The 13,252-nt window shown below is 61.4% G+C and carries 16 protein-coding genes; 7 read left to right on the forward strand and 9 right to left on the reverse strand.

All coding sequences use genetic code 11. From position 1 onward, the window contains the following. Positions 1 to 24 precede the first annotated feature (24 nt). Both LOX95_RS01305 and LOX95_RS01310 read left to right on the forward strand, forming a co-directional pair. Positions 25 to 999: a threonine ammonia-lyase gene (locus LOX95_RS01305; RefSeq protein ID WP_242912483.1), complete on the forward strand. Its 975-nt coding sequence runs from the start codon at positions 25 to 27 to the stop codon at positions 997 to 999. 68 nt (positions 1,000 to 1,067) lie between these two features. Further along, on the forward strand, positions 1,068 to 1,541 hold the full coding sequence (locus tag LOX95_RS01310) for a MaoC family dehydratase (protein ID WP_242912484.1): 474 nt from the start codon (positions 1,068 to 1,070) through the stop codon (positions 1,539 to 1,541). Positions 1,542 to 1,870: 329 nt separating this feature from the next. Here LOX95_RS01310 and LOX95_RS01315 read toward each other — a convergent pair whose 3' ends face one another. After that, on the reverse strand, positions 1,871 to 2,791 hold the full coding sequence (locus tag LOX95_RS01315) for a Gfo/Idh/MocA family protein (protein ID WP_242912485.1): 921 nt from the start codon (positions 2,789 to 2,791) through the stop codon (positions 1,871 to 1,873). 6 nt (positions 2,792 to 2,797) lie between these two features. Then, positions 2,798 to 3,955, reverse strand: a complete 1,158-nt coding sequence (locus tag LOX95_RS01320) for a DegT/DnrJ/EryC1/StrS family aminotransferase (protein ID WP_242912486.1) — start codon at positions 3,953 to 3,955, stop codon at positions 2,798 to 2,800. Positions 3,956 to 4,166: 211 nt separating this feature from the next. Here LOX95_RS01320 and LOX95_RS01325 point away from each other — a divergent pair, with 211 nt between their 5' ends. Next, complete coding sequence (locus LOX95_RS01325) at positions 4,167 to 4,676, forward strand: D-glycero-alpha-D-manno-heptose-1,7-bisphosphate 7-phosphatase (RefSeq protein WP_242912487.1); 510 nt, start codon at positions 4,167 to 4,169, stop codon at positions 4,674 to 4,676. Between the two features lie 64 nt (positions 4,677 to 4,740). Further along, positions 4,741 to 5,616 carry an alpha/beta fold hydrolase gene (locus LOX95_RS01330; RefSeq protein WP_242912488.1) on the forward strand — a complete coding sequence of 292 codons (876 nt, stop codon included), beginning with the start codon at positions 4,741 to 4,743 and terminating at the stop codon, positions 5,614 to 5,616. Positions 5,617 to 5,664: 48 nt separating this feature from the next. On the opposite strand, the gene LOX95_RS01335 is transcribed toward LOX95_RS01330, so the two are convergent. Continuing rightward, a complete protein-coding gene (locus tag LOX95_RS01335; protein WP_242912489.1) occupies positions 5,665 to 5,889 on the reverse strand; it encodes an alkylphosphonate utilization protein in 225 nt (74 codons plus the stop codon). A gap of 66 nt (positions 5,890 to 5,955) precedes the next feature. Further along, on the reverse strand, positions 5,956 to 8,019 hold the full coding sequence (locus LOX95_RS01340) for an NAD(+) synthase (RefSeq protein WP_242912490.1): 2,064 nt from the start codon (positions 8,017 to 8,019) through the stop codon (positions 5,956 to 5,958). An 85-nt stretch (positions 8,020 to 8,104) separates the two neighbouring features. Between LOX95_RS01340 and ftsY the strand changes: the two genes are divergently transcribed. The 3 genes from ftsY (at position 8,105) to LOX95_RS01355 (ending at position 10,404) form a co-directional block, all read left to right on the forward strand. Beyond that, on the forward strand, positions 8,105 to 9,040 hold the full coding sequence (gene ftsY, locus LOX95_RS01345; protein ID WP_242912491.1) for a signal recognition particle-docking protein FtsY: 936 nt from the start codon (positions 8,105 to 8,107) through the stop codon (positions 9,038 to 9,040). 3 nt (positions 9,041 to 9,043) lie between these two features. After that, positions 9,044 to 9,655 carry an inner membrane-spanning protein YciB gene (locus tag LOX95_RS01350; RefSeq protein ID WP_242912492.1) on the forward strand — a complete coding sequence of 204 codons (612 nt, stop codon included), beginning with the start codon at positions 9,044 to 9,046 and terminating at the stop codon, positions 9,653 to 9,655. 155 nt (positions 9,656 to 9,810) lie between these two features. Beyond that, on the forward strand, positions 9,811 to 10,404 hold the full coding sequence (locus LOX95_RS01355) for a MarR family winged helix-turn-helix transcriptional regulator (protein ID WP_242912493.1): 594 nt from the start codon (positions 9,811 to 9,813) through the stop codon (positions 10,402 to 10,404). On the opposite strand, the gene LOX95_RS01360 is transcribed toward LOX95_RS01355, so the two are convergent. The 5 genes from LOX95_RS01360 to LOX95_RS01380 form a co-directional block, all read right to left on the reverse strand. Next, positions 10,401 to 10,619, reverse strand: coding sequence for a hypothetical protein (locus LOX95_RS01360; protein ID WP_242912494.1), 219 nt, complete (start codon positions 10,617 to 10,619; stop codon positions 10,401 to 10,403). The two genes, LOX95_RS01355 and LOX95_RS01360, sit on opposite strands and share 4 nt — an antisense overlap. A gap of 61 nt (positions 10,620 to 10,680) precedes the next feature. Then, positions 10,681 to 11,232 (reverse strand): DsbE family thiol:disulfide interchange protein, encoded by a 552-nt coding sequence (locus LOX95_RS01365; protein WP_242912495.1) that lies wholly within the window; start codon positions 11,230 to 11,232, stop codon positions 10,681 to 10,683. Further along, positions 11,229 to 11,387 carry a heme exporter protein CcmD gene (gene ccmD, locus LOX95_RS01370; protein ID WP_242912496.1) on the reverse strand — a complete coding sequence of 53 codons (159 nt, stop codon included), beginning with the start codon at positions 11,385 to 11,387 and terminating at the stop codon, positions 11,229 to 11,231. Before ccmD ends, LOX95_RS01365 begins: the two co-directional genes overlap by 4 nt. A 15-nt stretch (positions 11,388 to 11,402) precedes the next feature. Continuing rightward, the gene (gene ccmC, locus LOX95_RS01375) at positions 11,403 to 12,122 is read right to left on the reverse strand and encodes a heme ABC transporter permease CcmC (RefSeq protein WP_242912497.1); all 720 of its coding nucleotides are present in this window, start codon (positions 12,120 to 12,122) and stop codon (positions 11,403 to 11,405) included. 74 nt (positions 12,123 to 12,196) lie between these two features. Then, positions 12,197 to 13,216: an adenosine kinase gene (locus tag LOX95_RS01380; protein ID WP_242912498.1), complete on the reverse strand. Its 1,020-nt coding sequence runs from the start codon at positions 13,214 to 13,216 to the stop codon at positions 12,197 to 12,199. Positions 13,217 to 13,252 lie beyond the last annotated feature (36 nt).

Genomic DNA, 13,252 nt, shown 5'->3' on the forward strand with positions numbered 1-13,252 from the left:
ACAGTTACCCGTTAAGGGAAAACTATGCGCACCCCGACCTATTCCGGCGTTGTTGACGCCGCCCGCCAGATCGCCCCTGCCATCGTTCGTACGCCGCTGCTCGAACTCCCCGCTCTGAACGAGGCCGTCGGCGGGCGGGTTCTGATGAAGGCCGAGACGCTCCAGGTCGCGGGCGCGTTCAAGTTTCGCGGGGCTTATAACCGCATCAGCCGCCTGACCGACGAAGAGCGGACGCGCGGCGTCGTCGCCTTTTCCTCCGGCAACCATGCGCAAGGCGTCGCCGCCGCCGCCCACGCCATGGGTACCAGCGCCATCATCGTCATGCCCGCCGACAGCCCCAAGGTGAAGGTCGAGGGCGTTCGCAGCTTTGGCGGCGAGGTGCGCTTCTATGACCGCTGGACCGAGAGCCGCGAGGAAATCGGGGCCGCCATCGCCAAAGAGCGCGGTAGCATCCTCGTGCCGCCCTTTGATGATCCGTACATCATCGAAGGTCAGGGCACCTGTGCGCTGGAACTGCTGGATGATGCCGATGGCCCGATTGATCAGCTTCTGTGCGGTGCTTCGGGCGGTGGCCTGATGGCCGGTATCAATCTGGTCATGGCTGAGCGTAGTCCCGACACCGCCGTCTATGTAGTCGAGCCTGAGGACTTTGACGACACCCGCCGCTCTCTGGAAGCGGGCACCCGCACGGCCCACCCCCAAGGCAAGCCGTCGATCTGTGACGCGCTGATGGCCCCAATGCCGGGGGAGCTGACCTTCCCCGTCAACCAGCGGCTGGCCGGTGCCCTCACCGTCTCGGATGCCGAGGTGGCCGAGGCCATGCGCTTTGCTTTCCGCTGGTTGAAACTGGTGATCGAACCCGGCGGCGCGGTCTCTCTAGCCGCCCTGCTCAGCGGGAAGATCGACACCAAGGGCAAGACCACCGCCATCATCCTTTCGGGTGGCAATGTCGATCCCGAACAGTTCGGTGACATCATCAACGGACGCTTCAACGGCTAAGGCTCGCTTGCATTCGGGTAAATGACGCGCAAACCTGCCCCTTAAATAACAAGGGGAGGTTTTGAATCATGCCATCTGCACAGGAGCTGCCGTCGCTCATCGGCACCGAAGTGGGCGTCAGTCGCTGGATCGAGATTGATCAGGCGAGGATCGACGCTTTTGCGAAGCTGACCGAGGACGAGCAATTCATCCACGTCGATCCGGACATGGCGAAACACACACCCTTTGGCGGCACCATCGCCCATGGTTTTCTGACGCTCAGCCTCGGCTCGGCCATGAGCTATGATGCCGTGAAGCCCGTCGATGGTGTGGTGATGGGCGTAAACTATGGGTTCGACCGCTTGCGATTGCTCGCCCCGGTGAAGGCCGGTAAGCGCGTGCGCGGACGTTTCGTCCTTAAGAACGCCGAAAACAAGGGTTCAGACGGCGGTGTGACCCGCTGGCTTCTGACCCACGAGATGACCGTCGAGATCGAAGGCGAACCCAAGCCCGCCCTTATTGCGGACTGGCTATCGATGCAGATGGTGCGTCAGGAAGGCTGAGCGTGCGCGGCCTGAAACCTCTGCAAATCCACGCACAGGCCAAGGCCGCCAAAGCACCCCCGGCGAACATGCCGCCCGTACCTGCACCGACACTGCGGAGAGCACTCCACATAATGTACTGGTGTAAGTGTTTCATCGCGTTGCACTTAATGTTCCACGTGAAACCAAGCCCTTGAAAAAGCCGGTATTTAGGGTTGATACAGCACGGTATGCCACCGCCCAAGCGGGCACCATGAGTGCAAACGATCCCCACGCCTTCCTCTTCTGCCCCAACGAAAAACGGCGACCCGATCCGGATCGCCGTTTTCGTAACAGGGTGTCGGAATAGCTTATTCAGCGAGGCAGCGCAGGGCCACTTCGAGGTTACGCAGACCGTCTTCGCCGGTAACCGCTGGGGTCTCGCCGGTGGCGATGGCGGTAGCGAAGGCTTCCAGTTCCTTCTTCAGCGGCTCGTTCGGCCAGCTGTTGAGCATGCGCGTCGAGTACGAACCATCCGGCTGTTGGCCGAAGTACTCGGTGACCTGACGCGTGATCAGGTCGGCGACCACGAAGCGCGACTTGGTCGCGACCTGCAGGGTGCGGGTCTTGTACGGCGTCACCCAGTTGGTGGTGATGTGGGCAATGGTCCCGTTTTCCATGCGGAACTGCAGCAGGGCCGAGTCTTCGCGCAGAGCGTGGGTGTGACCCAGCAGGGACTGCACATCGGTCATTTCCGAGCCGGTGAGGTGACGGATGATGTCAATGTCATGCACCGCCAGATCAATCACGACGCCAACGTCGCCCATACGCGGCGGGAACGGGCCCACGCGGGTGATCTGGATCGAGATGATCTCGTCGTCGGCGATGGCGCGTTTGACCGTCTCGACCGCCGGATTGAAGCGCTCGACGTGACCGACCATGAGGACACGGTTGTTGGCGCGGGCGGCATCGATAATGCGCTGCGACTCTTCAACCGTCGGGGCGATCGGCTTTTCGACCAGAACGTGGATGCCACGCTCCAGCAGGGCCACAGCCGTGTCGGCGTGGAAGCGGTTCGGGGTCGCGACAATGGCGGCTTCGATACCCGAAGCGGCAAAGGCGTCCAGATCGGTGAAGGCGGTCGCCTCATAGGCCGCGGCCACGCCGTTAGCGGTCACCGCATCCGGATCAAATACAGCCGACAGGTCGAACTCGCGCATATCGGCAGCGACGCGGGCGTGATTGCGGCCCATGACGCCGACACCGGCGACACCCAGTTTCAGAGCAGTCATTTTCAATCAGCCTTTGAACGAAGCCACAGCGGCGATGATCTTGTCCTGGGTCGCCTCGTCCAGATCCGAGTGCATCGGCAGGCTCATCACCACATCTTTCAGGCGCTCGGTTTCCGGCAAGCCACCGGCACCGCGCGGGAAGTTCTCGTAAGCCGGCTGCATGTGCAGCGGGATCGGATAATAGACGGCGGTCGGAATGCCCTGCTCTTTCAGGTGAGCGACGAGGCCGTCACGGTTCGGATGTTCGATGGTGTACTGGGCCCAAGTCGACATATGGCCAGCCGGCACATCGGGCACTCGGGCGACGTGGGCGCGCAGGCCCTCGTTGTAGCGGGCAGCGATACGGTTACGCCATTCGATCTCGTCACCGAACACCTTCAGCTTCTCGATCAGGACCGCAGCCTGGATGGTATCCAGACGGCTGTTACGACCGATGCGCATGTTCAGGTATTTCGGATCGTGCTCGAAGGTGCGGTCCTTCAGGTCCACAGCCACGGCCTTGCCGTGCACGCGAACCGAGTCCAGCAACTGGGCCAGTTCGTCGTCATTGGTCAGCACAGCACCACCGTCGCCATAGCAGCCCAGCGGCTTGGCCGGGAAGAAGCTGGTGGTTGTGACATCGACCCACTCCAGCGGATGCTTGCCATCCACGGTGCAACCAAAGCCCTGTGCCGAGTCCGAGATCAGCTTCAGGCCGTGCTGGTCGACGATCTTCTTGATGGCCGGATAATCCGCCGGTTGGCCGAACAGGTCGACAGCAATGACGACGCGCGGGGTCAGACGACCCTCGGCTTTGATGGCGTCAATGGCGGCGGCCAGCTTGGCCGGATCCATGTTGTAGGTCACCGGATCAACGTCCACGAACACCGGCTCGGCACCGAACCACGGAACGACCTCGGCGGTGGCGGCAAAGGTGAAGCTGGGCACGAACACCGCATCACCCGCGCCGATTTCCCATGCCATCAGGGGCAGGGCCAGTGCGTCGGTACCATTGGCGCAGCCCAGAGCGTGCTTGGCCTGCCCAAAGGCGGAGAGATCAGCTTCGAACTGGCGGACCTGCGGGCCCATGACCCAAGCACCGCCCACGACGGCCTCGGCCACCGCGGCTTCGATCTTGCCATCCAGACGCAGGCGTTGGGCTTGAAGGTCAATAAACGGGATCATAGTTTCGCTCTCCACAGGGTCGGGGGCGGCGCCCATCAGGCGCGTCACAGAATTGCGCACGGTCTAGCAAACCCTGCCCTGCTCGGCAAAACGCCACAGGGTCACTTCACGTTGCCGGATGCAACGAAGCTGTAACATTCCAGGCGTGGAAATACGCGCCCAGTCGCGCTATCGAGGCCCCTCCCCCTGACCGCAACAAGGTGCTTCCGACATGGGCCGTCCCGCCGCATTCCTCGACCGTGATGGTGTCCTGATCCATGACTGCGGCTATCCGCACCGTCCCGATCAACTGGACATGATGCCGGGCGCTTCCGAAGCGGTGAAACGCCTGAACGACGCGGGCTATGTCGCTGTAATCGTTACCAATCAATCCGGCATCGCGCGCGGCTACTTCTCTGAAGACACAATGCATGCCTTCCACAAGCTACTGCTGGCTGAACTGGCAAAGGGCGGGGCCTCTATCGACGCCATCTACTTCTGCCCGTTCCACAGCGTAGCAGTCGAGCATCGCTACGAGCATCCAAACCATCCGGACCGTAAGCCGAACCCGGGTATGCTGCTGCGCGCTGCAGCCGATCTGGACCTGAACCTCGACGAAAGTTCCATCATGATCGGGGACAATCTGTCGGACATGCAGGCCGCCAAAAACGCCGGAGTACGGGGCTTTCACTTCCTTGGCGGCAACCTCAACGAGTTCGTTTCGACAATAGTCGGCGACTGATCGACAATTCCTAATAGGGTGAATAACCTAAGGCTTAAGTTCATTGCCTTGGGGTCATCCTTTTATGACAAGCACCGCGTTTTCAGAGTTTTATTGGGCCAGCCGCGATGGCCTGAAACTCTACGGTCGCGACTATGACCCCGGGATTGCTACCGGCAAACTGCCGATCATCGCCATCCATGGTCTGACCCGTAACAGCGCCGATTTCGACGGCATCGCCAACATCCTGCGCGATGCGGGTCACCGCGTACTGGCGATCGATGTTCGTGGTCGGGGCAAGTCGCAATATGCGATCGATCCCATGACCTATGTACCCGCTACCTATGCGGCGGATGTCGTAGATCTTCTTGAACAGAAATCTATCGAGCGCGCGATTTTCCTTGGCACGTCGATGGGGGGCCTGATCACCATGGCCCTTGCCGCCCTTAAGCCCCAGGCCATTGCCGCCGCCGTTCTTAACGACGTAGGCCCCGAGGTTGCACCCGAAGGGCTTGCCCGTATCGCCGCCTATACCGGCAAGTCGGTAAGCATCAATAACTGGGATGATGCTGCCGAATACGCACGCAACATCAATGAGGTCGCCTTCCCCCACTACGACCAGAGCGATTGGGAGGCGTTTGCTCGCCGTATCTTCCGCGAGGACGAGCACGGGGTCCCTGCTCTTGCCTACGATCCGGACATCTCGGCTCCGATCCGCGCGGCCGGTTCAGGCGCTCTGGTCCCCGACCTTTGGCCGCTTTACCGCGTCCTGACGGAGCGCCCCACCCTGATCGTACGCGGCGGAACGTCGGACCTTCTCAGCACCACCATTGCCGGACGTATGATTACCGAAGGCAAGAACACCAAGCTGATCGAGGTGCCGGACATTGGCCATGCCCCGATGCTGGACGAGCCCGAAGCTGCCGAGGCGATTTTGGATTTCGTCGGCAAGATCAAATGACCAACGAAAAAGGGGCGCTGTCACAGCGCCCCTTTCTTCATTTCGGTTTTAGGCCTTTTTGACGAACTCGGTGCGCAGGACCAGTCCGCGAACCTTTTCGACATTGGCTTCGATCTCTTCAGGATCGCCCGTCAGGCGTATCTTCATGACCTTGGTGCCGCGCTTCAGCGTGACGCCGCCGGAGCCTTTGACCTTCAGGTCTTTGATCAGGGTGACGCTGTCGCCGTCTTTGAGCTCTGCGCCGTTGCTATCGCGTGTGATTTCGTCGGTCATTTTCGCCCTCTAGCGCCTGCACCCGCCTCAGGTCGAGTAAAAACCTTAGAAGCAGAGTGGTTTTTTCTAAACCGCCGACAAACTGACCGGCGGAAGATTGGCGTCCAGTTCATCGAGCCATACCCGCGCCGAGGAATCCGATGGTGCGCGCCAGTCTCCACGCGGTGAAAGAGACCCACCGGTGACGACCTTGGGTCCGTTCGGTACGGCCGAGCGCTTGAACTGGCTGGTCTGGAAGAAGCGGATCAGGAATTTGCGCAGCCAGAAGCGGATGACCTCAAGGTCATAGGCGATCTTCTCTTCTTCGGGCGTTCCCACCGGCCATTCACCGCGCGATGCCTCGCTCCACGCCTGGTGGGCCAGATAAGCAACCTTGGAAGGCGCCGCGCCAAAGCGCGTGATGTGGAACAGGAAGAAGTCGTTGAGAGCGTATGGTCCCACCGTCCCTTCCGTGGACTGGAGTTTTCCGTCCGCACCGGCCGGCACCAGCTCGGGCGAAATCTCGGTCGCCAAGATGGAGTACAGCGTCGGGCTTGCCTCTGCGCCAACCAGTTGTTTGTCCGCGACCCAGCGGATGAGGTGACGGATGAGGGTCTTCGCCACACCGCCGTTGACGTTGTAGTGGCTCATATGATCGCCGACGCCATAGGTGCACCACCCCAGCGCCAGTTCCGACAGATCGCCCGTCCCCAACACAAAACCGTTGTTGTGGTTAGCCAGACGGAAAAGATAGTCGGTGCGCAGTCCGGCCTGAACGTTTTCAAACGTTACGTCATAGACCGCCTCGCCCTTTGCGAACGGATGGCCGATGCCCTCCAGCATGGCGCGGGCCGCCGGACGAATATCGATCTCGTTGCCCGTTACGCCCAGCGCATTCATCAGAGCCCAAGCATTCGACTTGGTGCCGTCCGAGGTCGCGAAGCCTGGCATGGTGTAAGCTAGAATGCCCGTGCGCGGCAGGTTCAGACGGTCAAAGGCGCGGCAGGCGACCAACAGGGCCTGCGTCGAATCCAGCCCGCCAGACACCCCGATCACCAGCGTCTGCGAACGCGTTGCCGTCATACGGCGCATCAGGCCCTGGACCTGAATATTGAAGGCCTCGAAACAGTCGCGGTCCAACCGCGCCGCATCATCCGGCACAAAGGGGAAGCGGTCCATGGGGCGGATCAGACCTCCGGAGGGACCATCTGCCGCCACAAAAGGCACAACCGTCGAGGTCTCGCCTTCCTGTCGGGCACAATCGGCGAAGGTGCCATTACGCATCCGGTCCATGCCCAGACGATCCACATCGACATCGGCGATGGTCAGATGGCTTTCCATGGCGAAACGCTCGCCCTCGGCCAGTTTGGTGCCCAGTTCGTAGATGGTCGCCTGACCGTCCCAAGCCAGATCGGTCGTGCTTTCGCCCCAGCCAGATGCGGCAAACAAATAGGCTGACAGGGTGCGGGCCGACTGGCTGGCGCACATCAAAGCGCGGTCATCGGACTTCCCGATGACGATGTTGGAGGCCGACAGGTTGCAAAGGATGCGCGCGCCCGCCAGTGCCGCACGCGTCGACGGCGGCTGAGGAGCCCAGAAGTCCTCGCAGATCTCGACGGCGAAGCTGAAGCCGGGACGGTTCACCGCCTCGAACACCAGACCCGGCGCGAAATCGACCGCGTCGCCATTCAGCATAATGACGTCTTCGGTCCGCGAGGCCGCCGGTGCGAACCAGCGCTTTTCATAATATTCGCGATAGTTCGGCAGGAAGCTTTTGGGCACCACCGCCAGAACCTCGCCGCCCGACAGCACGACCGCGCAGTTGAACAGGGCATCGCCCTGGCGGACCGGCGCGCCTACCACGACCGTCAGTTCGTATTCGCCAACGACCTCGGCCAGACGGCCGATCTGGCGCTCGACCTCGTTCAGCAGCGGTCCCTGATGGTGCAGATCATCAATCGCATAGGCACTCAGCGACAGTTCCGGAAACACCAAAAGATCAACTTCGGACTCAACCGCCTGCTCGATCAGCCGGATGTGCTCGTCGGCATTAGCGACCGGATCGGCGATGTGAACCACCGGCGTCGCCGCGGCTGTGCGAACGAAGCCATGGGTGCGGGCGTGATAAAAGTCGTGGGTGCTGCGAGCCATCAAGCTTCCTAATGCGCGAAACAGACAACCTATCCATATAGGTTCGGACGTGACCTGAGAACCGCACTCCGCTAGAGCAGTAGTTATGAGCGATACGCCGAAAAAAGGCTGGTTCCAGCGCCTGAGTGAAGGCCTGTCCCGGTCCTCCAAACAGATGACCGAGCAGGTTGTCTCGACCTTTGTGAAAGAACCCCTCTCCGAAGAGGCTCTCGAGCGACTGGAAGAGCACCTGATCGAAAGCGATCTTGGCCCTGCGGCCTCCGCCCGCATCGTAGAGCGCTTCCGCGCCCTGCGTTTCGGCAAGGAGTCCGATGAGCGCGAAGTTAAAGAAGCTCTGGCCGAGGCCGTGGCGCAGGAGCTGCTGCCGCGTCAGGCCAAGTTTGACCCGCTAGGCGGTACGAAGCCCTATGTGGTGCTGTTCGTCGGTGTGAATGGTTCGGGCAAGACGACAACCCTGGGCAAGATCGCGTCCGATCTAACGGCCAAGGGTGCCAAGGTCATGATCGTGGCGGGCGATACCTTCCGCGCCGCTGCCCGCGAGCAACTTAAAGTCTGGGCCGATCGCGCAGGGGCCCATTTCGAGAGCCGCCGCGATGGTGCTGACGCCGCAGGCCTCGCCTTTGATGCCTATACCAAGGCCAAGGCCGAGGGATTTGATGTCGTACTGATCGATACGGCAGGTCGCCTCCAGAACAAATCGACCCTGATGGACGAGCTTTTGAAGATCGTCCGTGTCCTGAAAAAGGTCGATGCGGATGCCCCGCACGAGACCCTGCTGGTGCTTGACGCCACGGTCGGTCGCAATGCGCTGGAGCAGGAAAAAATCTTTGGCCGCACGGCCTATGTGTCGGGCGTGGTTATGACCAAGCTGGACGGCACGGCTCGCGGCGGTGTGCTGATTCCGGTCGCTCAGGCGTCGGATGCGCCGATTAAACTGATCGGCGTGGGTGAAGGTGTCGAAGACCTTCAGGACTTTGACGCCCGTGCCTTCTCGCGTTCCCTCGTCGGTCTGGAGGACTGATCCATGGCTGAAGACAAAAAAGCCTCCAACCTGCGTCAGGCCGTCGATTTCGGTGCGCTCGTTGCGTTCATGGGCTCCTATGCCTTCCTGCGCTTCGCGCGGGGGATGGAGAGCTCCGAAGCTCTCATTCAAGCCACTTGGGTCTTGGTCGGTGCCTCGATCCTTGCGCTTCTGGCGGGCTGGTTGCTGGAAAAACGCCTCGCGCCCCTGCCGCTGTTCAGCGGCCTGTTTGCACTGGTGTTCGGCACGCTCACCATCTTCTTCCATGATCCGAACCTGTTGAAGATCAAGATCACGGTCCAAAACCTAGCCCTCTCCGTGATCCTTCTAGGGTCGCTGGTGTTCAACAAGGCCGCGTTCAAATACCTGCTGGGTAGCGCGTTCAATCTGACGGACGCGGGCTGGAAGGGTCTTACGCTGCGCTACGGCCTGTTCTTCCTGACGGTGGCTATCGTCAACGAAGTGATCTGGCGCACGCAGACCGATGACTTCTGGGTGGCCTTCCGCGGCGGCCTCTGGATCGCCTCGGCGGCGTTCGGGATCTGGCAGGTGTTCTTCATCATGAAACACCTGATCAGAGACGACGAGACCGACCCCAAGTCTGAAGAAGCCTAGGATATTCAAAACCCGCCGCACGAAAGTCCGGCGGGTTTTTTATCATCCGCCTCTTCCCGAAATGTCAGCACACCGACGTTGAAACGTCGTCAAAGTTTCAACCGAGATTGGTACGCCCCTATATGAAGAGGCGCGCCCTCCGAAAGGAAACCGTGATGATCAAGACGGCAAAAGCACAAGGCCCTGTGTCCGAACTGGTGCAATCGCCCAGCCACCTGCTGCACCGCGCCTTGCAGTTGTGCCTCGACATCTATGCCGAGGAAGCCGTCGATGCCGGTCTGACCCAGCGCCAGTACGCCGTGCTGGAAGTGGCCGCGCAAAAACAGGGCCTCACCCAGACCGATCTCGTCAAAGCCACGGGCATCGACCGCTCTACGCTGGCCGATTTGGTCAGCCGAATGATTACCAAGGGCTACCTGGAGCGGGAACGCTCTACCCTCGATGCACGCGCCAAGGCCGTTCGTGTGTCAGAGGCCGGCATGGCCGCTTTGGCAGCCGCCCGCCCTTGCGTGGAAAGCGCCGACAAGCGGCTTCTGGCTATGCTTCCCAAGGCAAGGCGTCAGAACTTTATGGAAATCCTGCAGCATCTGTCCGACGTAGCCGATGCAGCCCCCGAAGAGATCAAGGCCGCGAAGAAGGCCGCCAAGAAGGCTGATAAAGAAGCGCGTAAAGCCGCAAAGCTCGCCAAGAAGTCCCAGAGGGATGACGAGGGCGACGCCAGGAAGTCCAAAAAGGCGAAGGCTGCCTAGACCCGGATATCCAGATAGCTGCCCGGGCGTTTCAGGGTCGGTGTAGCCAGAGCTTCGGGCTCGGCCTCGGGCTCTACCGCAGCCGGTGCCGCAGCGGACGGGCGAAAGAACGCCGCCTGCGCCTCGCGCAGGATTTTCGTCGCATTTACAGGCGCGGAACCCTGCCCCGAGGACGCGGGCGGGAAGAACGGGCGCTGTGAAGGAATGCTCGACATAGCCGAAGCTTTGCCGACGGCAGGCTAAATTATGGTTAACGGCGCATTCACCGTGTTTCGGTCAGCGTTTTTGAAACGCTGCCACCAGTTCGGCGCGATCCTGATCCGTGATGATCGGTCCCGATGCCTTGTGCTGTATGGTGCCATACGCGTCGATGACGAAGGTTTCCGGCACGCCCGATATACCCAGATCCAGCCCCGCCCGACCTTCGCGGTCGACCAGAACCACGTCGAAGGGATCGCCCAGTTCATCCAGGAAGGCACGGGTCTTGGCCGGATCGTCCTTATAGGCGATGCCGATGACCTTCACGCCCTGTGCTTTCAGCGCCATCAGTTGCGGATGCTCCAGACGGCAAGGCGCGCACCAACTGGCAAAAACGTTCAGCACCACCGGCTTGCCGACCGCGGCGGTCTTGGCATCCAGCATCTTGTCGGAAACCGCAGCGCCTTCCAGCAAAGGCAGCACCGTCTCCGGCACAGGTTTGCCGACAAGCGCGGCAGGGCGATATTCAGCACCCTGCCCGCTATTGGCCATCCGGTTCATCTGGAACGCCAGAAAACCGCCCAGCGCGACGAGAGCGATAATCGGCAGCAGGGCCATCCAGCGTGTCATTGACGCACCTTCTTGGCTTCAACCCGCGCCAGTTCCGACTTCCAGCGACGGGCCTCAATCAAAGCGCGGGCGGCCAGCGCCACAAAAACCAGTGCGGTGATGGCAAAGGCGGGCCAGACGAAGGCACCGTATTTTCCCATGTCGAAGTCGAGCATCTTCAGTCTCTCCGATCAGGCATTGAAGGCGGCGCGGGCGCGCATGGCGAGAACGCGGCGACGGCGCACCTCGGTACGGATCGCCGTCACCCACACTGCGCCAAAGAACAGGCCATAGCCCGCAATCATGGCTAGAAGGCCCGGCAGATAGACGGGATCGACCGAAGTCCCGCCCGAGCGGATAAGCGAAGCCGGCTGGTGCAGGGTATTCCACCAGTCGACCGAGAATTTCACGATGGGCAGGTTGATGAGGCCGACCAGACCCAGAACCGCAGCGGCCCGCGATGCGCGCTGTTCGTCGTCGATCGACGAGCGCAGGGCCATATAGCCGATGTAGAACAGGAACAGCACCAGCACCGAGGTCAGGCGGGCGTCCCACACCCACCACGTCCCCCACATCGGCTTGCCCCACAACGAGCCGGTGATCAGGGCCAGTGCCGTCAGGGCTGCGCCCGGAAGCGCCGCCGCCTTGGCTGCGGCATCGGCGAGCGGATGGCGAAACACCAGCGCAAACAGGCTGGAGACACCCAGCGCAGCATAGGCCCCTAGGCCGACAATGGCCGCGGGTACATGGATGAACATGATGCGGACGGTATCGCCCTGCTGATAGTCCTCGGGGACGGCGAAGGCCTGAAACGTCCCGAACGCCAGCAACCCGACAGCCAGAAGCCACAACACCGGCATAAGCGGTGAAGTGAAACGCATGAATTTGTCGGGATTTGCGAGACCAAACATATCGCAGCGATTACTTGGCCCGGGCGCTCACGGCAAGCGGGCGTGTGAAACGCCCGCCGCCGCAACCGGTCGCCTTAGAGGGCGAGAGACTTTTCCTTGGCCAGATCGGCCAGCGACGCCTGCGGGCGCGGGCCCCAGTGCGCGATCACTTCGCAAGCGGCCAGCGAGCCGAGCTTGCCGGCATCAGCCAGCGGCAGACCGCGTGCGACACCCAGCAGGAAGCCTGCAGCGTATTGGTCACCGGCTCCGGTGGTATCCAGAACTTTCTCGACCGGGAATGCCGGCACGGCGTGGCGTTCTGTCCCGGCGATGATCACCGAGCCCTTTTCGCCGCGCGTAACCGCAGCGATCTCGACCATTGCGGCCAGTTGATCGGCGGCGGCATGGAAGTCTTCGGTTTCGAACAGGGCCGAAAGTTCAGCCTCGTTCGCCAGTACGATGTCGGCAGACGACTTGATGAAGGCGAGCAGTTCGGCGCGCCAACGGTGAACCACGAAACTGTCCGACAGGGTGATAGCAACCTTGCGGCCTGCCTTGTGCGCGGCGGCGGCGGCGGCTTCGAAAGCCGCACGGGCCGGAGCCGGATCGAACAGATAACCTTCCAGATAGACGACGGCACTGTCAGCGATCAGGGCTTCATCGATGTCTGCAACCGTCAGTTGGTTGGCGGCACCGAGGAAGGTGCACATGGTGCGCTGGCCATCATCGGTGACATTGATCAGGCAGCGACCGGTACCGGCACCATCCTCAAGAACTGGCGTGTCGAAATGGACGCCGCCCGCGCGGATGTCGTGGCTGAACACATCGCCCAACTGATCCTTGGCAACCTTGCCGATATAGGCGGCGCGGCCACCGTAAGAGGCAACACCAGCCACCGTATTGCCCGCGGAGCCGCCCGAAGCTTCAACGCCTGGTGCCATGGTTTCGTAAAGTGCCGCACTCTGGGCCTCATCGACGAGTTGCATGGAGCCTGCGACCAGACCTTGCTCGGTCAGATAGCCATGCTCGCACGGAGCCAGAACGTCCACGATGGCATTACCCACCGCGCACACATCGAAACGGGCGCCATTGGCGAAAGAAGGGGTTTGGGTCATGCAAATCCCTTAGCGTCCCTAAGAACGCCGCGCCAC

Origin of the sequence: Brevundimonas pishanensis, from assembly GCF_022750635.1 — a bacterium.
Taxonomy (GTDB): domain Bacteria; phylum Pseudomonadota; class Alphaproteobacteria; order Caulobacterales; family Caulobacteraceae; genus Brevundimonas; species Brevundimonas pishanensis.